Below are 21,368 nucleotides of genomic sequence, written 5' to 3'. Positions count from 1 at the left end.
CCGTTGCCAGCTGGGTAGGGCGCGCTGGGTAGGGGAGCGGGAGCGTTGCGTAGATCCCAGGTCATACCCGCTCTCGAACGCTTGTTCTCCATCGGTGTGTCGCGCCGGGCCGCCGCCTACCTTCTCGTGGCGATCACCTGGGTGCGACGTGGTCCCCACGGTGTCTCGCGGTGGTGGAGAGAGTGAGCTCTACCAGGTCCATCCGGTTTCGCCTGCTTCCCCGCCCGCGCCTCCGGATCACCGGCCAGCTCCGATCAGATCTCTGGGAGACGCCGGTGCATCTGCGCGTCCGCCGCGTTGAGGTGCTCGGGCACAGGGCTGGCGGTCGGCACGAGGGCGGGGATCAGCGCCGTTGGGGCGGAGACCGAGGCGGTAACTCTGGCGAGGTAGAAGTCGCCGGGGAAGCCGGTGCCGGTATCGGCCGACGCGAGTGCGCCCAATTGTGGTCAGATGCGCCGAGTCCAGCGTTGTGGTTAGCCCTCGCTGTCACAGCATGGTGCCCCTGTCAGGCGGAGGTCGACCGATGATCGAGGATCCGACGCCGTTCACGGTGGCGGTCGAGGACCGTGCGCTGCGAGATCTGCGGGACCGCCTGCTGCGCGCGCGCCTGCCCACCGGGGACGCCGTCGAGGACCCCCGCTTCGGGCTGACCGCGTCCGCGCTGCGGGAGTTCCTCGAGTACTGGTTGGACGAGTACGACTGGCGCGCCGAGGAAGCCGCTATCAACGCGTTACCGAACTCCACCGCCGTCCTCGACGGCCGGCCGGTGTACTTCGTCCACCAGCGCGGGATCGGCCCCCGCCCGATGCCGCTCGTGCTCACACACGGCTACCCCTGGAGTTTCTGGGACTACCGGAAGGTGATCGGCCCGCTGACCGATCCGGCGGCCTACGGCGGCGACCCGGCGGACGCTTTCCACGTCGTCGTACCATCGCTGCCCGGATACTGCTTCTCGGCACCGCTGCGGCCCCGCGGCTTCAGCGTCCGCCAGGTGGCGGCGCTGTGGGTGCGCCTGATGCGCGACACGCTCGGGTACGAGCGGTTCGGCGCCGCCGGCGGCGACTGGGGATCGATCGTGCTCGGCCACGAGCATCCCGACGCGCTGCACGGCGTCTACGTCACGCTGCCGAACTTCTCTCCCGCACTGCGCAACCGCTTCGATCCCTTCACCCGCGCCGACCTCGGGCCCGAGGAGCGCGACTGGTACGAGTCGACCTACCGCCACAAGCTGCGGGACGGCCAGACCTACCAGCCACCGACCGGCCCGAACTTCCACGCCCCGCACACCGAGGCCTACGCCGGTGTCGACAGCCCACTCGCGACCCGCGGGGCTTTACAGCGCACGTCACCGCCCACGCCCCCGGCCCCCGGGAGGAGTCCTGCGTGATGTTCGTCGCGGGCGTTGGTCGGGTACGTCCTGTGTGTCGGTCCTGTGCCACCTGGTGGTAGAGAGCGGGGCATGCGCATGGCGAGGAGCAGCGGCCGCCGTCCGGCCCGGCCGGCCCGTCCGGCCGTCCCGGAGCGCGGGGTCGCGGGGGTTGCGGACGGGCGATGGCTCCGGACTCGTCGGGCACGTCGGTGGCGGGTGGTGGCGGCGCTCGGCGGGCTGGTACTGACGGCGTCCCTGGCGGCCTGCGGCGGTTCGGGCGGAAAGGACACGGGCGGGTCGCCATCACTGTCGCCGTCGGCGGTCGGCTCGTCGTCGGTCCCGTCGGTCCCGTCGGTCCCGTCGGTGACGCCGTCCGAGCGGGGAGAAGGCGGCGGCGCGCCCGGTGGGGGCGGGGGTGCCACGGGAGGTGGCGTGCCGACCGCAGCCCCGGGGGGCGCGGCGGCGGGGCCGCGGGTCAGCGCGCGCAGCTGGTCGAGTCAGCCGGCGTCGGCCGCACGCCAGTTCGTCGCGCCCGTGCGGCTCGTGTCGGTGCGCAGCGCGCCCAACGTCGACAACGGCACCCGGTACGAACGGGTCGTGTTGGAGTTCGCCGGCGGGGTCCCCGGCTACCGGGCCCAGTACGTACACGAGGTGATTCGTCCCGGTTCGGGCGCGCCGCTGTCGCTGGCGGGAGGCGCCGCCTTCGAGCTGGTACTGACGTCCACCACGGCGCACGACGCGCAGGGCGCCTCCACGCTGCGCACGCTGCCGGACGGGCGGGACCCGTCAGGAGCCCTGAGCTATGCGATGGCCGGCGACTTCGAGGGCACGGTGCACATCGGCATCGGCACCACCCGCGCCACGGGGTTCCGGATCATCGAGCTCACCGGGCCCGACCGGTTGGCCGTCGACTTTCTGGCCTGAGCCCTCGTCGCCGCGCGGCACTGCCTCATTGCCGGCGGCTCCGGGCGATTGCCGGCGGCTCCGGGCGCGGTCAGCGCTGACCGGGCGACTGTGCGCCGCTGGTGATGCCCGGCCCGGGCAGGCCACCAAGCGGGGGCTCCGGTCGGGTGGTGGGAGTCGGTGGCCCGGTGGTGGCAGTCGGCTGTGGCAGCGGTGACGGGGGCGGCGTCGCGGTCGAGGGCGGGGGAGTAACCGGCTGGTCTGGCTGGGCGGGCGTGGTGCTGGCGACGGGGGTCGGCGGCTGCTGGTACGACGGGTCGGGAGGCGTGGCCGGACGGGGGCCCGGCGGTGTCGGCGACGGCCGGGGTGGTGGGGGTGGCAGGGGCCGTGGCGGAGCGGAACCGGACTGACCGGCCAGACCGGCGGGCTGCTTCGACAGGATCGTGCGGCGGCCGCCGTCGATCAGCACCAGGTTCGGCCCGCTCGGATCGTTCACCCACACCTGGGCGCCGTTGGCCGTCACGGTCGGACCGCCACCGACGCCACCCGGCATCGTCGCCGCAGACGCCGTCGCCGCGCCCACCGTCGCCGCGGACGCCGCCGAGACGGCCCCAGGCGAGACGGGCGGGAGCAGCACGGGAACCGTGATCGGCGCGCTGTACCGGAGGCTGCGGGTGTCGAACACCAATGCTGTGCCCGAGCGCGGCCCGGGGATGTAAAGCTGCCCGTTGTGCCAGAGCGGCGGCTCGATATCCGAAGCGGGTGCGGAGCCGGGCACCGGGTTCCCCGCCCGGGCGGCGCTCATGGGAGTCGAGGACGCCGCGGCCGAAGGCGTCCCGGACAACTGGGCCGGACGGTCGACGTCGGGTAGCCCGGTCTGACCAGACCGGCCGCCGGCCGCCGGCTCATCACTGTCCGTTCGGGCCGTGGGGACTGCCTCCCATCCCGCGCCGGCCGGCAGCGCGACGGTGCGCACCGCGCCGGACGACAGGTCGGCGAGCAGCAGACGTCCGGCGCCTGGGTCGACGACCGGGAGGAGACGCCCCGGCACTTCCGGCGCGGCGATCAGCGGCCTCTCCGCTGCCTCCGCCGGCCTCGGCAGAGTGATCACGCGGGAGCGGCCGCCGGTGAGAGGAGTCAGGGTGCCCGCGGTGGCATCGACGACCACCGGCTGTCCGGCGGCCAGGGCCATGTCGATGTGATGACCCGGCGGGGCCACCCGCACCGGGGCGGATGGACTGCCGGCGCGGATGGCGACGACCATGCCGCTGCGGCGAACGGGTGCCCACAGCGTCCCGTCACCCGACTGGGCGATGGCGCCAAGCGCGCCACCGAGGTCGATCATCGGTCCGATCGGGGCAAGACGCCGCCGGTCCAGGCGGCGCACCTGTCCGGTCGGGGCAGCCGCGGCATAGAGGGCCCCGTGGCGGGCCGTCACGACGGAGCCCGCGGGCAACGCCGCGGATCGCGCGGGGGCCAGACGCTGGGGCTCGATCAGGTGCAGCAGGCCGCTGGTCTCGTCGGCGATCAGCAGGTCCGGCCCGTCGGCGAGGACGACCAGGCGGTGGCCAGCCGCGCCGGGCACGGTGATCGCCGCGTCCGCGCGTCCGGTCGTGCTCTCCAGATGGGTCACGGTGCCCGTCGAGTCCCACGGCAGCCAGGTGCCGCCGCTCGTCACGGCCAACGTCAGCGGGTGGGCGCCGGGCGCGCGGACAGCGACGGCGGTGCCCATGAGAAGCAGCACACCTGCCGTCGTGCTGAGAACCCGGCGAAGAACCCGGCGAAGCCGTCGCGCGAACACAGAGATGGTCGACTCCCCGGAAATGGCCAGACCACGAGGACCGCCGGAATTCCGGCGAGCCCGCCTCGAACGGATTCGGTGATGTCTCCGTCACCGCCGGCCCGGCCATCCATCCGGATCGGCCGGCCTCCCCGCCGGAGATGGGCGTGGTGGGCGTCGACGCCCATGAAGCCCGGTGCGCACACACGCCATGGCCGGCACGACGGCAGGCGACCTGGCGCGCCGGGTCTCAGGCGGTGTCTGTGCGGGCGTGCCACCCCGCTCGCCCGCACAGACACCGCCAGGCGAGCGCCGTGGGAGGGGCGCAGCGCTCGCCATGTCCCGCACGGCCTGCCCAACGCGTGCGGGAAGTAGTTGTCCTTGTCGTGTGTATTCGTGTCGGAGGGGATGGCCCGGATGGGGGGTTGTCATCCCTCTTGCCGGGTTAGACGCGACATACCCCCGACAGGTTGCGACCCGACTGCTGCCAATCGTGACGCCTTCGCGCCGCAGGTCGCCCGACCGTCCGGCTGACTGGCCGATCCCGCCAGCCATCTCGCCATGTCGATCATCAGATACACAACTTTTCCGGCCTATGGCACAACGAAGTGGCGGCGTCAGTCGTCTACCGCAGCGGAACGGATCGCCTCCGTGGCGGCGACGGTCGCCACGAGCCCCGTTCCCGGGCGGCTCTCCCCACCGCCCGCTCGGCGGACCGGGCCGGTCGCCCCCTCGCCCGGCACGGTCCGCCACCCCGCACCACCCGAACCGGCCCCACCCGCTCGAAGTGACTAGCCCGATCCGGTCCCCGACCTGATCCGGTCTCGACCCGAGGAGCCACGGTCATGCGTAGTCGAACCGCCTGCCCCGACCGGACGAGGGCGTCGGCGTGACGGGCCGCGGGGACGACCGTGGCGGGCTGCGTGGCGACCAGGCCGGCGTCGCCGCCTTCTCCGCCGCCTTCCACGACGTCGTCGCCAACGTGGAGAAGGTCATCCGCGGCAAGCGCGAGGTCGTGGAGAGCGCGGCCATCTGCCTGTTCGCCCAGGGACACCTGCTCATCGAGGACGTCCCGGGGCTGGGGAAGACCTCGCTGGCCCGCAGCCTCGCGGCTTCGGTGAACGCCGGCTGCCACCGCATCCAGTTCACCCCGGACCTGCTGCCCGCCGACATCACCGGGACGATGGTCTACGACCAGCGCGCGAACGAGTTCGGCTTCCGGGCCGGACCGGTGTTCACCAACCTCGTCATCGGCGACGAGATCAACCGAGCCTCCCCCAAGACCCAGTCCGCGCTGCTGGAGGTGATGGAGGAGGGTCGGGTCACGGCCGACGGCACGGGCTATCCGGTGCCCCGGCCGTTCATGGTCGTGGCCACGCAGAACCCGATCGACATGGACGGCACTTACAGCCTGCCCGAGGCCCAGCTCGACCGGTTCCTCATGCGGCTGCGGATGGGGTACCCCTCGGTCGAGGCCGAACTCGAGATCCTCGAGGGCCGACAGGTGGGCCGGCGGGTCGAGGACCTCACCCCGGTGATGCGGGCGGAGGACGTCGTGGCCCGGGCGGCCCAGACACTCGCCGTCCACGTCGCACCCACCCTGCGCCGCTACCTGGTCGACCTGGTCGCTGCCACCCGGGCCATCCCGGACATCGTCCGGTTGGGCGCCAGCCCCCGCGGCAGCCTCGCGCTGCTGCGCGCCGTCCAGGTCCGGGCCGCCGCGCAGGGGCGCACGTTCGCGACGCCGGACGACGCCAAGGCGGTGGCCGGACCTGTCCTCGCCCACCGCCTCGTGCTCAGTCCCGAGGCGGAGTTGCGACGCGTCATCGCGGAGGACGTGATCGACGAGATCCTGCAGGTGGTGCCCTCACCTCGCCGGCTCGTCGGTATCTGACGTGCCGCCCACCCAACGATCGCCGCACCGGGCCGGCCCGCGGTCGCGCGGGCTCGGCGAGCGGCACCGGCCCCGGCCCGACCAGGCGGCCCCGCCGCTGCCCCGGTCCCGGCTGCGGCTGACACCGCTCGGATGGGCGGTGCTGGCCATGGCCATCGCCCTGCTGATCGGCGGCCGGCTGCTGCGATATGTCGAGTGGGTCGCACTCGGCGGCACGGGCGCCGCGGCGATGGGGCTCGCCCTCGCCGTCGTGGCCCGTCGTCCCCGGGTGACGGTCGCCGTGTCGGTCGTGCCCCGGCGCGTGGCGCGCGGCGAGCCGGCGGCGCTCGTGCTGGCGCTCGCGAACCTCTCGCGATGGTCCGCTCCGCCCTTCGAGCTGCGGCTGCCGTGCGGCCGCGACGCGCCGGACATCGTCCGGACCATCTCCCGGCTCGCGGGCACCGGCGACCGCTCCGTCGAGGTGGCGCTGCGCACCAGCACTCGGGGCGTGGTCACCCTGGGCCCCGCCGAAGTGATCAGATCCGATCCGTTCGGGCTCGTGATCCGCCGGCAGGCCGTCGCCGCCCCCGTGACGCTCTTCGTCCGGCCGGACGCCCAGCCGCTGGCCGCGCTGGCCTCGGCGCCGTCGCGGGAGCCCGACGGCCAGACCGGGCATGGCACGGCCGGGGGACTGGAGATCCACACACTGCGGCCGTACACGGCCGGGGAGGATCTGCGCCTGGTGCACTGGCTGTCCAGCGCACGTGTCGGTGAGCTCATGGTCCGGACCCACGTCGATCCCACCGAGCCGGCCGCCACGGTCGTGCTCGACGTTCGCCCGGCGGCCTATCCGCCCGGTCGGGTGGGGGAGACGGCCTTCGAACAGGCCGTGGACGTCGCGGCCGCGGCGGTGATGACCTGCGCCCGGGAGTCGCTCGGCGTGCGGCTCGTCACGACGGCGGGGCTGCGTGCCAGCGGACGGCGGCGCCGGCAGGACGCCGAGGTGCTGCTCGACGAACTCGCCGGCGTCAGCCTCGACGACGCTGCCACCCTCGACGTCGTCGGGACCCTGCGACGGGGCGGGCTGGGCACGCTCGTCCTCGTCACCGGCGGGTTCGACCGGCAGGGCCCGGCCGCGCTGGCGCCGGTCGCCCACGCCTACGGCCGGGTCGTGCTGGTGCGCGTCGGGCCCCGGTCAGTGGCGACGGCACGCGCCCTCGACCGGCGCGACTCCTCCGATCGGCCCAGGCTGCGATCGACGTCACCGGCGCCTGACCAGGCGGCGGGCGTGACCGGCTGGGGGCGGTCCGCGCCCGCCGGCGCCCGCCCGATCGGCACCTGGCCCGTCGAGGACGTCGGGCTGCGGACCGCCGGCCGGTTGACGCTGATCGACATTCCCGACGCCGCGGCCCTCGCCCACCGGTGGCCCGCGCCCACCGGGTCAGGGCGCGACGCCGCCTGGGACGGCCGCCGGTGACCGCCGAGTGCGCCGTCCCCGACGCGGCGGACCATCCCGCGCGTCCCCCGGGCGGGCGTCGGGCCGCGGTCGTCCCCGACCCCGCCGAACCGGCCCGCCGGGGCCGCTCGCGACTGGCCGACCTGGGCCTGGTGGCGGCCCTCGCGCTCGTCGGCGGCGCGGCGTTCCGTCCCGTCTTCAGCGGCCATGACCTGCGTGTGATCCTGCCGGTGTCGGCCGTGCTCCCCGTGGTCCTGGCAGCGGCGCTGACGGGCCGGCGCCACCGGCCGCCACCGGTCGTCGTCACGGTCGCCGCCTGGAGCGCGGGATTCGTGGTGTGGGCCGCGGCCACCGTCGCCTCCCCCGCGGGCGGGATCGGCCGGCGGTTGGGCCTGGTCCGCACCGGGGCCCTCACCGGCTGGGCGCGGCTGCTCGACACCGCCCTGCCCGCGCCCCCGCGGGCGGATCTGCTGCTCGTCCCCGCGGTGCTGACCTGGCTCGCCGCCGCGATCGGCGCCGAGCTGGCGCTGCGGACCAGGACCAGGCTGCTGCCCGCTCTGCCCGGCGCCGTGCTGCTGACGGTCGCCGCCGCCTTCGCCGCGCCCACCGCCGGCCCGCGCCTCCCGCTCGCGGGTGGCTTCGCGGCGCTCGCGGTCGTGCTGCTCCGGATGCGGCGTGCCGCGCCGTCCGCCCGGGGCCCGGCCACGGTGGCGCGGACATGCTGCGCGCTGATCGCCGTGGTGGCCGTGGGCGTGGGGCTCGCCGGAGGTCCGCTGCGCGTGCCGACGGGAAGGGCGCCCGCCGATCCGCGGGCCCTGCGCCACCCGGGCGCCGCCGCGCTCGCGGATCTCGATCCACTCAGCCGGCTCGCGGGGTGGACCGCCCATCCGGACCAGGTCCTGTTCCGGGCCGGGCTGACCCCGGCCCCGGCCGGGCCCGCGGTCCTGCGCCTCGCCGTGCTCGACCGCTACGACGGCGCCGACTGGTCGACGACCGCCCGCTACCTCCCGGCCGGCCAGGCGATCGCCGCACGGCCGGACGACCGCCGGACCCCGGCACCCGGGCCGACCGGGGGGCGACCCGCGACGGTGACCCAGGACCTGACCATCGCCGCGCTGGGTGGCGATCTCGTCCCGGCCGTGGCCGGGCTTCGTCGGTTCACCGTCACGCCCCCGGCCACCGTCACCCCCCCGGCCACCCGGACGACGGCGCCGGCGGGGGACCGGCGGGACGCACCCGGGCACTTCGCCGTGGCGCCCGCCGACGGGACGCTCGCGCGGACCGCGCCGCTGCCCGCGGGAACGCGGCTGCGCCTGGTCTCCACGCCGCCCGCCGAGCTCACCGCCGACCAGTTGCTGGCCCTGACCGTCTCCCGGATCCGGCAGAACACCCCCCACCTCGCCGTGCCGGACGGCGTCCCGGCCGTGCTGCGCTCGCTGGCCGGGCTCGCGACCAGGGGCGGCGTGTCGCCGTACCAGCGGGCCGCCCTGTTGCGGCAGTACCTGATGGCGACCTTCACCTTCGATCCGACGGCGCCCGCCGGGCACACCCTCGCCCATGTGGATCACTTCCTGGCGCAGACGCGGCGCGGCACGTCCGAGCAGTTCGCGACCGCCTTCGTGCTCGCGGCCCGGTTGATCGGCCTGCCCGCCCGGCTCGTCGTCGGGTTCGTCGCCGACGATCCCGGCGGTGGCGCCCGGTTGGTCCGCGGCGCCGACGCGCTGGCCTGGGCGGAGATCGACTTCGATGGTGCCGGCTGGCTGCCGTTCTTCCCCACCCCGCGCGCGGGTGAGGCCCGCGGCGCGGCGGTGGCCGGCTCGGCGCGGGGCGAGTCCCCGGCGCAGACCTCGCTCGTCAACGCCGTGCTGCGGGCGACGACGGTCCGTCCCGGTCCAGTGGATGGTGCCCCTGCGGGGCACGGCGGGCCCGCCGGCCGGGGGCGGTCGGCGACGTCGGACTGGCCGCACGGCGTGCGGGTGGCGTCCGCGGGCACCGGGCTCGCCGTGCTCGGCTACCTGGCCTTCGCCTCGGTGCTGCCGGTGCTGCGCCGGCGGCGGTCGGCACGCGTCGACGGCGCTCGCCGGCGGATCACGACGGCCTGGCAGCGGGCGATCGAGCTGTTCGCGGACGCGGGCCGGCCGATGCCGACCGCCGCGACCCCGAACGAGGTGGCCCTCGCGGCGGCGGGCGTGCTCGACGAGACCGGCCTCACCGCCCTGCGGGGGCTGGCCGAGCTCGCCACCCTGGCTCTGTTCGACGACGATGCCGGCGGCCGCTGGGACGCCGTGGCGGGACGGCACGCCGCGGACGAGGCCTGGCGCCAGGTGGACGCGCTCGAGCACGCGCTGCGGCGGGCGACCCCGCGGCGCCGTCGGCTCGCCCACCGGATCGCCCCGCGGACCGTGGCCGTGGAGATCCACCGCCTCCGAGAGCTGCGGTCGGGCTCGCCCGTCCTGGCAGCGTCGTGGCAACCTCGCGGCGGTCCGTGTCGCGGAGAGGCCGACAGAACGGAAAGAACGGGCACGACACGCGGAGTCCGCGACACGGTGCCGCTGTCCCCCGTACGCGCCGCCCACCCACGGGAAGTCCGAGGCGGAACCTCCCCGAACGCCCCTGGATCACGCCCGAAGACGCGGCCCCGGGCACCATCCGGCACCGGCTAGAGATAGCCCGAACAGGTCGGGACGCCCGGGATGGGCTCGTTCTGCCCGCCGCCCTTCACGACGGTGGCCGGGAGGTATCCCCAGGCGCCGGAGTACCCGGGCGCGTTCGCCCGGGCCCCGTCGCCCTCGGTGTAGAGCCACCAGGTGTTCGTGTTGCCCTGGACAACCGGGTTGGCGCGGCCGTTCACCTGGCAGATCGCCCAGACGGTGGACGCCTTGTTCATGTAGCCGGAGTCGTCGAGGGCCGCCGTCGTGCCGGCGGCGACGTTGGCGTAGAGCGCGGAACCCACATAGGTGGCGCAGTCGTAACGGGTGTTCCACACCCGTCCCCGATAGTCGGTGATCGAGGCCGCGCGGGCGGCGCAGCCTGGTGCCGGGGCGGCACCCCCACCCATGCCCGTGCCGGGCGGCGCCGCTGTCGCCGGCGGCCCCGCCGTGGGGCCGGGAGCCGCCATGGCGGGTGCGGGTGCCGGCGCGGCCGGGTTGCCGGTTCCCCCGACCGGGGCAGGCTGGGCGGCCTGTCCGGGGGGCCGCGGGGCGCCACCGCCCTGCGGTGCCAGCACGCCGGGCCCACCGGTCGCCGGCGGGAGGAACGGGGGCGGGGAGGTCGCCGCCGGGCTGGCGGACAGGGCCTGTGGGCCGTCGAGAGCCACCTTCGACGCGGCCGCGGGCCCGTCCGCCGCCCCGCCGCGGTCCGCCCCGCCGGCTCCCGCCGGGTCCCGGATCACCAGGTAGGCCAGCACGGCGACGACCGCCGCCAGTACCCCCGCCGTCGCGAGGAACGGCGCCCGCCACCGCGAGCCGGAGGCACGCGTGACCGCCGGCTCCGCCGGACGGGGCGCGTCCGCCCGCGCCGCCGGGACGGGGACCGCGCCGACCTCGGGCCGCCGCGGCGCCGCGGGAGACCCCGGGGGCGAGGCCGCCGGCGGGGACGGGGCCGCCGGCGGATGGGCGACGCCCACGGCGGCGACGGCCGTGCGCTCGTCGTCGGTCCCGGCGTGTTCGTCGGGCGGCGCGCCTGTTCCAGGCCCGCCAGGCCCGCCTGGTCCATCAGGTCCGGTTCTGGGCCCGAGGTTGGGAACGGGGACGGCCGGCGGTGGGGGCTGGCTCGCCCAGGCCGCGGCGCGGGTCGCGGTGGGGTCGAGCTCGGCGAGGGCCGCCGCGAACTCGCGGGCCGAACCCGGTCGCTGCTCGGGCCGGGCCGCGAGGCTCCAGGCCAGCAGGTCGCGCAGCGCGTCGGGTACGTCGGCGCGGTCGAGGGGCGCGACGTCACCGGCCAGAATGCGCTGCAGAATCTGGTTCGGCACGCGGCCCGGGAATGGCGTCGTGCCCTGCACGAGGGTGAACAGGGTGGCGCCGAGCGCGAAGATGTCCGCGGCGGTTCCCGGATCCTCCCCGAGCAGGACCTCCGGTGCGGCATAGCCGGGAGTGAAGGCCGCCGACATCGTGCCGGCCTCCATGCCCTCGGTGACGCTGGCGATTCCGAAGTCGCTGAGCACCGGGTCCGCGGTACGGCGGAGAAGGATGTTGGCGGGTTTCAGGTCCCGATGCAGGATGCCGTGCTCGTGCGCGGTGGCCAGCGCGTCGGCGATCGGCAGGCACAGGGCGGTGGCCTCGCTGACGGGCAGGCGGCCGCGGTTCTTCAGGGCGTCCGCGAGGGAGCCGCCGGCGAAGTACTCCATGGTGAGGTACGGGCGGTGGTCGCGGGTGGTGCCGGCGTCGAACACCGTGATGATGTGCGGATGCCCGGTGAGCCGCCCGGTCGCCCTGCACTCGCGGACGAATCGTCGTTCCGCCGCCGGATCCCGCAGATCGGAGTGCAGCACCTTGACGGCGACCCGGCGGTCGAAGATTTCCTGTTCGGCCAGATAGACCGTGCTGAATCCGCCGTATCCAATTGTCGTGAACGAGTGGTAGCCCTCGATCAGCACCGGTTCCACGCGGTACCCGCATCCCGTCGGCGTCGGCTGGTGTCACGTCCTGCAGGAGCTGCCCGCCGCCGCGGCATGCGCGTGACGACCCCCGTCGGCCAGTCCGCACAGCACGCTACACGCCGCCCGCGGCCACGCTCCCGGCGTCCGATGGGACCGTCCTGGCCCGGTTCGGTATGCGCGCGGTTCCCCTGCGCGTACGCCGGGTATCCCCCGAACAGGCGGCCCTGGTCCATCGGGACCGGTTCAGGGGAGGGACAGGGTCATGGCACAGGTGATGAAGGGACGCACCCGGCCGGCGGGGGCGGACACGTCCAACGACGAGATGGCGCGCCAGGTGGCGAGCCAGACGTCGTCCGACCTGGTCGCCGAGCAGATTTTCCGGCGGGAGCGGAACGGGGCGTTGACGGACAGGGAAGCGGCCAAGAGCGAGTCGCTGCGGCCCTAGCGTCGTGCCGTGGCCCTGGCGTCGTGCTGGGGCGCCGCGGCTCCCGTTCGCGGCCGCGCGGCCGGGCCCGCGATCGACGGGCCCGGGTCCGATGCCCGTGCGAGGCGGCGGCGGGTGTCGTATGCATGAGCGATGCAGCAGGAGCAGGAGCAGTCCGCGGGGCCGGGCCGCCCGTTCACGGACGCCGGTACCCCCGAATCGGTCTGGCAGGCCTGGCGGCCCGGGTGGGCGGAGTTCGAGCTGACCAGCCCGCCGCCGCGCGCGGTGGTCGTCGCCCCCCATCCGGACGACGAGGTGCTGGGCGTGGGCGGCCTGCTGCTCCGGTTGCACGGGCTGGGCACCGAACTCGCGGTGGTCGCCGTCACCGATGGCGACGCGTCGCATCCCGGATCCCCCACGCTGTCGCCCGAGCGGCTCGCCCGGCGGCGGATCGCCGAGCAGGCGGCGGCGCTGGCGGAGCTGGGGCTCGGCGATGTCCCGGTGCACCGCGCGGGTCTGGGCGACGGGCGGGTCGCGGGGCACGAGGACGTGCTGGCCGACCTGGTCGCGCCGCTGCTTACGCCCGCGTGCTGGGTGCTCACCACCTGGCGGGAGGACCGCCATCCGGATCATGAGGCGACGGGGCGGGCGGTGGCTCTCGCCGCCGGGCGGGTCGGCGCTCGAATGATCGAGTACCCCGTCTGGACCTGGCACTGGGCGAGGCCGCGGGACCCGCGGGTGCCGTGGTCGAGAGCCCGGAGTGTCGCGCTGCCCGATTCCGTGCGGCAGGCCAAGCGGCGGGCCGTCGAGCACTATCGGTCGCAGATCGCCCCGCTGTCGGACGATCCGGCCGACGCGGCCGTCCTGGGCCCGGAGATCCTCGCCCGCCTGCTGCGCCCCACCGAGACGCTGTTCGTCTGACGGCGCCGGAACGCGCCGGCCGGGAAACCGTGGGCTCCCTGGTGTCGCGAGTCACAGGGCCGCCCGGTCATCCGGATGGCCTCGGCCCGGCCGCGCGGCTAGTGTGCGGACAACGAACTGCATACCGCTGCCGCTCACACCCGTGCGGGAGAGTCCCGGCTCGTAGCCCGCCGGGACGCCGAAGGAGCAAGCTCTCCCCATAAACTCTCAGGCCCCCAACCGCCGGGTCAGGCAACTCTGGAAAGCGGACATCGGCGATGTCCCGCCGACGGTGAAAGCTGCGGCCGTGGCCGGGGGCCCGATCGGTCCCCCGCGACGGCGCGCGGTGAAGCTCTCAGGCCCCAGGACAGAGGGGGAGGCCCGCTGCGGCGCCGGCTCCGGCCTGTCGTCGCCCGACCTCCGGAGCAGCTCATCATGCCCGACGACAGCCGTCTCGACCCGAGCACCGTGCCGACGCCCGCCGCGCCGCCCGCGCCCGCCGCCGGTTTCGCCGCATCCGTTCCTGCCGCCGCCGGGTTCGCGCAGCGGCACATCGGACCGGACGAGGATGACCAGCGCGTGATGCTGGCCGCGCTCGGCCTCGACTCGCTGGCGGCGCTGACCACCGCCGCCGTGCCGGCCGTGATCCAGGACGCGGGGCTGGACCTGCCGGCGCCGCTCGACGAGTCGGCAGTGCTGGCGGAGCTGCGCGCGCGCGGCCGGGCGAACCGCCCGGTGACGTCCATGATCGGTCTCGGCTTCCACGCGGCGGTCATGCCGGGTGTCATCCAGCGCAACGTGCTGGAGAGCCCCGCCTGGTACACGGCGTACACCCCCTATCAGCCGGAGATCTCCCAGGGCCGGCTGGAGGCGCTGCTCAACTTCCAGACGATGATCACCGATCTGACCGGTCTGGCGGTGGCCGGCGCGTCCCTGCTGGACGAGCCGACCGCGGCGGCCGAGGCGATGCAGATCGCGCTGCGCGGGGAGCGCGGCGGTCGGCGGACGTTCCTCGTCGACGCCGACACCCTCCCGCAGACGACGGCGGTCGTGGCGACGCGCGCCGAGGCGCTGGGCGTCGCGGTGCGGGTGGTCGACCTCGCCGGCGCCGCCGACCTGTCCGGACTCGACGCGGACCTCCTCGACTCGGCGTTCGGGCTGCTGGTGTCCTACCCCGGGCCGAGCGGGGCGCTGCGGGACCCGAGCGGGCTGATCGCCGCGGCTCGGGCGCGGAAGATCCTCGTCACGGTCGCCGCGGACCCGCTCGCGCTGACCCTGCTGCGCTCGCCCGGCGAGCTCGGCGCGGACATCGCCGTCGGCAGCACCCAGCGCTTCGGCCTGCCGCTGTCGTTCGGCGGTCCGCACGCGGGCTACCTCGCCGTCCGCGCGGGCCTGGAGCGTTCCCTGCCCGGCCGTCTCGTCGGCGTGTCGATCGACGCGGACGGCTCGCCCGCCTACCGGCTCACGCTGCAGACCCGTGAGCAGCACATCCGCCGGGAGAAGGCGACCAGCAACATCTGTACCGCCCAGGTGCTGCCCGCGGTGCTCGCCTCGATGTACGCGGTCTACCACGGGCCGGACGGGCTGGCGGCGATCGCGCGGCGGGTGCACGGCCACGCGGTGCGCCTCGCCGCGGGGCTGCGCGCCGGTGGCATCGCGCTGGGTGAGGAGCCGATCTTCGACACCGTGGTCGCCACGGTGCCGGGGCGCGCCGCCCAGGTGGTCGCGCGGGCGCTGGAGCAGGGAGTCAACCTGCGTCTCATCGACGGCGACCGGGTCGGTGCCGCCTGCAACGAGACGACCGGGGAGGCCGACCTGCGGGCGGTGTGGACGGCCTTCGATGTCGTCCCGCCCGACTCCGATCCCGCTCCCACGGGCGTCGACGCCCTGCCCGCCGAGCTGGTGCGCACCAGCGCCTACCTGGAGCATCCGGTGTTCCACACACACCGCTCCGAGACGGCGATGTTGCGGTACCTGCGTCGGCTGGCCGATCTCGACCTGGCACTGGACCGGGGAATGATCCCGCTGGGCTCCTGCACGATGAAACTGAACGCGACGACGGAGATGGCCGCCGTCACCTGGCCGGAATTCGCCGACATCCATCCGTTCGCTCCGCTCGACCAGGCCGCGGGCTATCTCGGGATGATCCGTGATCTGGAGGAGTGGCTGGCGGCGGTCACCGGATATGCCGGCGTCTCGGTGCAGCCGAACGCGGGTAGCCAGGGCGAACTGGCCGGCCTGCTGGCGATCCGGGCGTATCACCGGGACAACGCGGCGCCGGGCGCGCCGGCCCGCGACGTCTGCCTCATACCCTCGTCCGCGCACGGAACCAACGCGGCGAGCGCGGCCATGGCGGGAATGCGCGTCGTCGTGGTCGCCTGTGACGGCGACGGAAACGTGGACCTGGACGATCTGGCCCGCGCGGCCCGGGCGCACGCGGATGTGCTCGCCGCGCTGATGGTGACCTATCCGTCCACGCACGGAGTGTACGAGGAGGGCATCGGGCAGGCGTGCGCGATCGTGCACGAGGCGGGCGGCCTGGTCTACGTCGACGGCGCCAACCTCAACGCCCTCGTGGGGCTCGCGAAGCCGGGCCAGTTCGGCGCCGACGTCAGCCACCTCAACCTGCACAAGACGTTCTGCATCCCGCACGGCGGCGGCGGGCCCGGTGTCGGCCCGGTCGCGGTCGGCGAGAAGCTGCTGCCGTATCTGCCGAACCATCCGCTGCGGCCGGAGGCAGGTCCCGCCACCGGCGTCGGCCCCATCTCCGGCGCGCCGTGGGGGTCCGCCGGAATCCTCATGATTCCGTGGGCGTACATCCGGATGATGGGGGCGGACGGGCTGCGGCGGGCCACCTCGGTCGCCGTGCTGAACGCGAACTACATCGCGGCGCGGCTGCGTCCGCACTACCCGGTTCTCTACGCGGGCAGCGGCGGCCTGGTGGCGCACGAGTGCATTCTCGACCTGCGAGGGCTGACGCGGAGCACCGGTGTGACGGTGGACGACGTGGCGAAGCGGCTCATCGACTACGGTTTCCACGCCCCGACGATGTCCTTCCCGGTTCCCGGCACTCTCATGGTGGAACCGACCGAAAGCGAGGACCTCGCTGAGATCAACCGCTTCTGCGACGCGATGATTGCCATTCGCGCGGAGGCGGACAAGGTCGGCGACGGAGTATGGCCGCGGACGGACAATCCGCTTCGCAACGCGCCGCACACCGCGCAGATGGTGACGGCGGACGAATGGCCGCACCCCTATCCGCGGTCGATCGCGGCCTATCCGGTGGCCGCCCTTCGCGCGGCGAAGTACTGGCCGCCGGTGCGGCGTATCGACGGCGCGTACGGTGATCGAAACCTGGTCTGCACCTGCCCGCCGGTCGAGTCCTTCGCGGAGCCCGCGGCGGAGGTCACGGAGCTCGTCTCCGCCGGCTGAGCGGCCTGGGGCGCGGTCGTCCAGCCGGCGCCGGACGGCGGTGAGCCAGGCGGTTTCGTTCGGACGCCGCCGAGCGGCGGCGGCGTGTCGCGCGGGTGGCCGTCGGGTGACGGGCCGGCCAACGGTGTCCTGGCCCGACGGGGCTGTTCGCGGGCCGGCCAGTGGTGTGTCCCGCTCCGGTAGGGCCGTGCGCGGGCCGGCGCGGTCGCCGGTGCCCGGTGGCCGGGGGGCTGGCGATCACCGCGCGGGAGGGTGCCGCCGCGGTGTCCGTGCCGCGCGGTGCGTCGCGGGTACGACACGGCCCGCACCGCGGTGCGTCAACCACGTGTCGGCCTGTATTCCTTCGGTGATTTCGACCCCTCTTCGCGGTCCTTCCCCGCGCATACCGTGGCGTCATCGGTCATTGGCGTCATCGGTCATTGCCGGGGCGCGACCTCGCGGCCCTGGCGGGCCCATGTCGTGTGGTGTATCCCGCCCGGGAGATCTCACGTCACGGAAGATTCCCGGCCGTGGTACCCCGCCAGCGGGTTCGGCGACGGGCGCCTATTGACCGTTGATCGCACGCCCCCAATAGTGGGTGGGCAACTGCCGTGGTGGAATGCGGGGTCAGGACGCTCCGGCGGATCACCGATGGGACAACGGGAGGTTGCGGCGGATGGATCCCAGGATGGAAAAGCAGCTCGCACAGCTGCGTCGGAAGGCCGTTGATCTGGGGCTCGGCCCGACGCTCAAGCTTGTCCGGGACAACGTAGCGCCAACGGCTCGACGTAATCGAAACGATGATCGCCATCTCGCGCTTCTGCTGTCCTTCGTGCTGCACGAGAGCTCGAACTGCATCGACGTGGGCGCGCATCGTGGTGACGTGCTCCGCACTGTTCTGCGGCACGCGCCGCTGGGTCGGCACGTCGCCTACGAGCCGCTGCCGCACATGGCCGCGGCCCTTCGCACCGACTTCCCGACCGTCGAGGTGCGCCAGGCGGCGCTGTCCGACCAGCCCGGTGTCCTGCCGTTCGCCTACGTGCGCAGCCGGCCGGCCTACAGCGGCCTGCGGGACCGGGTGCCGGACACCGAGGAGGTCGAGCAGATCGAGGTCACCGTCGAGGTGCTCGACGAGGCGCTGCCCGCGGACTACCACCCGACTCTGATCAAGGTGGACGTGGAGGGTGCCGAATACGGGGTCTTCCGGGGCGCCCGCAAGATGATCTCGGCCAGCCGCCCCTACGTGGTGTTCGAGTTCGGTGCCGGTGCCCGGGACTACGGCACGACCGCGGACGAGATGTACACCCTCGTCGATGGTGATCTCGGGCTGCGCATCTTCGATCTCGACGGAGAAGGTCCGTACACACTGCCGAAGTTTCGGGACACGTTTGAGACCGGCCGGCACTTCAACTTCGTCGCCCATCCCTGAGGGGCATCGCCGGCGCCGCCCCAGGGCGGTCGTCCGGGCTATGGGCACGATCGGGGACGCGGTGTGAACCTGGTCGTCCGGCGAGAAGTCCGTGCTCGGCTCGTCGATGGGCTGCCTGGTGTGTCACGGACAGCGGGGGGCCGAGCACAAGGATCGGACAAGAGTCGATACGAGTACGCGGACTGCCATGTACGAAGAGCGACGATTCGGTACGGTTCAGACAGGTCGCGGCGATCGACCCACCTGAACAGATCGGACAGAACCGGTACCGGTACCGGTTCTGATTCGGGACCGGTGATGGAGTGCCGGGGGATGGCGGGCACGCGCGGCCGGAACGCGTAGCACCCGTCTGGTCAACCGAAAGGCTGCACATGGCCCGGTCCCCCCGGGGCGGCTGTTCACCGCCCACCGGCCCGCCATCGTCGTCTAGCCCGCGACCGGTCCCCTGCCCGGCCGCCAGCGCGTCCGCCACCCGGCTGTGGCGCCCGCGCATCCCTCCATCCGGGGAGCGCACCGGCTCCCGGCCGGGCGGCCCCATCGCGACGGCACCGGTGCCGTCGCCGTCCCGAACGGATCCCGCGCTCCCACCCGTCGGGTGATGCCGAATCCCCCCGGACGGACCTGGCTCGCCCGTGCCTGGTTCGCCGTCCCGGTCGTCGCCGCGCTCGCGGCCGCCATGTCCGTCCTGCTGCCCGCGTGCGGGGCCGGTCTCTGCCTCCGGCTCGTGGTGAAGCTCGTGCTCGGGCTGTCGGCCACCGGCGCGCTGCTCGTCCTGCGCTCGCGCGGCACTCCCGGCGACGCGCGTGGATGGCTCCTGCTCGTGGCCGGCCAACTGGTATACGCCGGGACGGCCGCCGTCCTCCTGGGCCTGTCCCAGGTGGACTCCGTCATAGTGTCCGCGACGACCAGGGACGTGCTGGTCGCCGCGCACTACCCGCTCACGGCGGCGGGTCTGGTGGCCCTGCTGCGCGCGCGGGGCGCCCTGCGTGACCGGGTGGCGCTGCTGGATACCGCCCTGCTGCTCGCGGGCGGAGTCCTGCTTGCCTGGACCTGCCTGGTCGGACCGGTCCTGCGCGCGCACGGAGTGTCGGGTGCCGGTCTCGTGCCGGCGCTGTGTACCGGCGTCGGTCTCGTGGTGGCCGCGGCGGCCATCCTGCTGCTCGCCTCCGACCGCGAGCCGTCCCCGGCGGTGTCGGCGCTCGCCGGTGGCCTGCTCGCCGCCCTGCTCGCGGACACCGTCGGCATGTACGCCCATCGCGCGGATGACCCCGGCCGGCACCTGCCCGCCGCAGCCGGCCTGCTCGCCGGTCGAGATCTCGGCTGGTCGGTGAGCGCGCTGCTGTTGATCATCGCCGCTCTGCATCCCGTCCGCGGCGGGCTCGCGGTCCCGGGCGGCCATCGAGGCGCGCCGTCGGCGCCACCCGTGCGGGCCGGGCGCGGGCTGGTCCTCGTCTGCGCCGTCGGTCTGGTCGGGCCGGTCACGCTCGGGATCGAGGCCGCCCGCGGCGGTGGCCCGGACACGCTGGTGATCGCGGTGGCGGTGGCGGCGATCGTGCTGCTGATCATCGCTCGGATGGCGCAGATGGAAGCCGACCAGCGCCGGTTGGCGATCACGGATGGCCTGACCGGTCTGCACACCCGGCGGTACCTGGAGGCCGAGATGCGGGTGGCCGCCCGGCGGGCCCGCGATTCCGGAACGGCGATGGGACTGCTGCTGGTCGATGTCGACCACTTCAAGTCGGTCAACGACCGCTTCGGCCACCCGGCGGGCGACCGCGTGCTCACCGAGGTGGCCCGCCGCCTGCTCGCGGTGACCCGACCGGGGGATGTCGTGGCCCGCTACGGAGGTGAGGAATTCGCGCTGCTGGCCATGGACGTCCGGGCCGAGGCGCTGGCGGACATCGCCGAGCGGCTGCGGCTCGGCATCGCCCGTGAGCCAATGCGGATCCCCCCGCCCAGCGGCGATCGGGACGCCGCGCCGCCCCGGCCGGTGCCGGTGACGGTCTCCGTGGGCGGCGCGCTGCTGCCGGACCACGCCGCCGACGTGTTCGCCCTGGTCGCCGTGGCGGACCGCGCGCTGTACGCGGCGAAGGACGCCGGGCGGAACCGGATCGCGATCGGCTCGGTGGCGGTGGGCCCGACGACGGCCCGCGCGCCGGCGGCGCCTGGACCGGCGCCGACCCGGACGCGGGTACCGGCCCGACTGCCGGCGTCGACCCAGATGCCAGCGTCGGCCCGGACGCGGGCGCCGGAGCCGCATCTCCCGCGCGTCCCGCGGCCGGGCGGGATCGCCATGGTCCTGCCCGAGTCCGCGGCCGTGGAGGCGGCCACCTACGCCGTCACCGCGGCGCTGACGCCGCTGCTGCGCGGCGCACCGCGGCGATCTCTCGATGCCGTCGAGAGCCTCTGCCAGGTCGCCGCGCAGGTGGACGAGTGGCACACGCCTCGGGTGGACGGGTCCGCGGTGGCCTGCTGGCTGGGCGAGGTGCTGACCGCGCTCGGCTACGCCGCCGGACCTCAGCGTCGGGCGCGGCGGGCGGCGCGGTTGCACAACGTGGGCAAGATCCTCCTGCCGCCGGAGGCCCTGGGCCGGCTCGGCCCCCTTGACGCTGAGGAATGGCGGCTGATCAGGATGCATCCCGTGATGGGGGCCAGTCTGCTCGCCCGGCTCCCCGACCTGCGCGCCGAGGCGGAGATCGTCGCGCAGCAGCGCGAGTGGTTCGCCGGCGGCGGCTACCCCACCGGCGTCTCCGGACCGCGGATCCGGACGGAGGCGAGGGTGCTGGCCGTCTGCACCGCCTGGGCGGCGATGCGGGGTGGCCGTGGCGAGCGGGGCCCGATGAGTGCCGCGGCCGCCCGTGAGCAGCTGCGGGCGGCACGCGCCACCCAGTTCGACCCCGATGTCGTGGATGTCTTCCTCGCCCTGGAGGCCCAGCGGCGGGTGGGCCGGTCCCAGCCGGATGATCCGCCGACCCCCGCCCCGGCCAGGTGGCACCGCCGGTCGGGCGTCGACGGCCCGATCAGGTCCGGAGCCGGCGCCAGCCCCTGATCCGCGGGTGCGGTGCGGAAAGACCGTGTGTTTCCCGACACGTCCGTGGTGGGGTTGATGTCATCCGCGTCCGGCCCGGGCGGGGGGAGGGCGTCCTGGCATCGCCTGGCCGGCATGCGGGTAGTTCTCTCCAGACGGGCCCTGACCAGGCGCACCGCGCGCCCGATCGGGCACTCG

Annotated in this window: 13 protein-coding genes and 2 riboswitches; of the genes, 10 read left to right on the top strand and 3 right to left on the bottom strand. The window is 74.6% G+C overall.

Annotated elements, in window-relative coordinates; translation table 11 throughout:
* Positions 1 to 254: 254 nt before the first annotated feature.
* Entirely contained in the window at positions 255 to 440 is a 186-nt protein-coding gene (locus tag AC6EXY_RS09720) for a hypothetical protein (protein ID WP_101832080.1), read from the bottom strand.
* An 83-nt stretch (positions 441 to 523) separates the two neighbouring features.
* On the opposite strand from AC6EXY_RS09720, the gene AC6EXY_RS09715 reads away from it, so the two are divergent.
* Both AC6EXY_RS09715 and AC6EXY_RS09710 read left to right on the top strand, forming a co-directional pair.
* On the top strand, positions 524 to 1,387 hold the full coding sequence (locus AC6EXY_RS09715) for an epoxide hydrolase family protein (protein ID WP_499817010.1): 864 nt from the start codon (positions 524 to 526) through the stop codon (positions 1,385 to 1,387).
* A gap of 414 nt (positions 1,388 to 1,801) precedes the next feature.
* Positions 1,802 to 2,293 (top strand): AMIN-like domain-containing (lipo)protein, encoded by a 492-nt coding sequence (locus AC6EXY_RS09710; RefSeq protein ID WP_499817009.1) that lies wholly within the window; start codon positions 1,802 to 1,804, stop codon positions 2,291 to 2,293.
* Between the two features lie 70 nt (positions 2,294 to 2,363).
* Here AC6EXY_RS09710 and AC6EXY_RS09705 read toward each other — a convergent pair whose 3' ends face one another.
* On the bottom strand, positions 2,364 to 4,016 hold the full coding sequence (locus AC6EXY_RS09705) for an NHL repeat-containing protein (protein WP_499817008.1): 1,653 nt from the start codon (positions 4,014 to 4,016) through the stop codon (positions 2,364 to 2,366).
* A gap of 925 nt (positions 4,017 to 4,941) precedes the next feature.
* Between AC6EXY_RS09705 and AC6EXY_RS09700 the strand changes: the two genes are divergently transcribed.
* The 3 genes from AC6EXY_RS09700 to AC6EXY_RS09690 are packed head-to-tail and all read left to right on the top strand — an operon-like array spanning position 4,942 to position 10,044.
* Positions 4,942 to 5,946 carry an AAA family ATPase gene (locus AC6EXY_RS09700; RefSeq protein ID WP_499817007.1) on the top strand — a complete coding sequence of 335 codons (1,005 nt, stop codon included), beginning with the start codon at positions 4,942 to 4,944 and terminating at the stop codon, positions 5,944 to 5,946.
* 1 nt (position 5,947) lies between these two features.
* Positions 5,948 to 7,402, top strand: coding sequence for a DUF58 domain-containing protein (locus tag AC6EXY_RS09695; protein ID WP_499817006.1), 1,455 nt, complete (start codon positions 5,948 to 5,950; stop codon positions 7,400 to 7,402).
* A complete protein-coding gene (locus AC6EXY_RS09690) occupies positions 7,399 to 10,044 on the top strand; it encodes a transglutaminase TgpA family protein (RefSeq protein WP_243407621.1) in 2,646 nt (881 codons plus the stop codon). The genes AC6EXY_RS09695 and AC6EXY_RS09690 overlap by 4 nt, the downstream gene beginning before the upstream one ends.
* Here the strand turns inward: AC6EXY_RS09690 and AC6EXY_RS09685 are convergent.
* A complete protein-coding gene (locus AC6EXY_RS09685; RefSeq protein ID WP_499817005.1) occupies positions 10,041 to 11,984 on the bottom strand; it encodes a serine/threonine-protein kinase in 1,944 nt (647 codons plus the stop codon). The genes AC6EXY_RS09690 and AC6EXY_RS09685 overlap by 4 nt on opposite strands.
* A 256-nt stretch (positions 11,985 to 12,240) precedes the next feature.
* Between AC6EXY_RS09685 and AC6EXY_RS09680 the strand changes: the two genes are divergently transcribed.
* The 5 genes from AC6EXY_RS09680 to AC6EXY_RS09660 all read left to right on the top strand — a co-directional run bounded on the left by AC6EXY_RS09680 (position 12,241) and on the right by AC6EXY_RS09660 (position 21,191).
* Entirely contained in the window at positions 12,241 to 12,423 is a 183-nt protein-coding gene (locus tag AC6EXY_RS09680; RefSeq protein ID WP_101833567.1) for a hypothetical protein, read from the top strand.
* Positions 12,424 to 12,555: 132 nt separating this feature from the next.
* Positions 12,556 to 13,323 carry a PIG-L deacetylase family protein gene (locus AC6EXY_RS09675; protein ID WP_101833568.1) on the top strand — a complete coding sequence of 256 codons (768 nt, stop codon included), beginning with the start codon at positions 12,556 to 12,558 and terminating at the stop codon, positions 13,321 to 13,323.
* A 135-nt stretch (positions 13,324 to 13,458) separates the two neighbouring features.
* Positions 13,459 to 13,555, top strand: a riboswitch (glycine riboswitch).
* A riboswitch (glycine riboswitch) is annotated at positions 13,556 to 13,680 on the top strand.
* A 57-nt stretch (positions 13,681 to 13,737) separates the two neighbouring features.
* Complete coding sequence (gene gcvP, locus AC6EXY_RS09670) at positions 13,738 to 16,734, top strand: aminomethyl-transferring glycine dehydrogenase (RefSeq protein ID WP_101833584.1); 2,997 nt, start codon at positions 13,738 to 13,740, stop codon at positions 16,732 to 16,734.
* Positions 16,735 to 17,401: 667 nt separating this feature from the next.
* Positions 17,402 to 18,142: an FkbM family methyltransferase gene (locus tag AC6EXY_RS09665; protein WP_243407886.1), complete on the top strand. Its 741-nt coding sequence runs from the start codon at positions 17,402 to 17,404 to the stop codon at positions 18,140 to 18,142.
* A gap of 598 nt (positions 18,143 to 18,740) precedes the next feature.
* Complete coding sequence (locus tag AC6EXY_RS09660; RefSeq protein ID WP_499817004.1) at positions 18,741 to 21,191, top strand: bifunctional diguanylate cyclase/phosphohydrolase; 2,451 nt, start codon at positions 18,741 to 18,743, stop codon at positions 21,189 to 21,191.
* Positions 21,192 to 21,368 lie beyond the last annotated feature (177 nt).

The sequence above is a fragment of the Frankia sp. RB5 genome, assembly GCF_059816245.1.
Note: the sequence above shows the minus strand (reverse complement) of the source record. Positions and strands in the feature narration are given on the sequence as shown.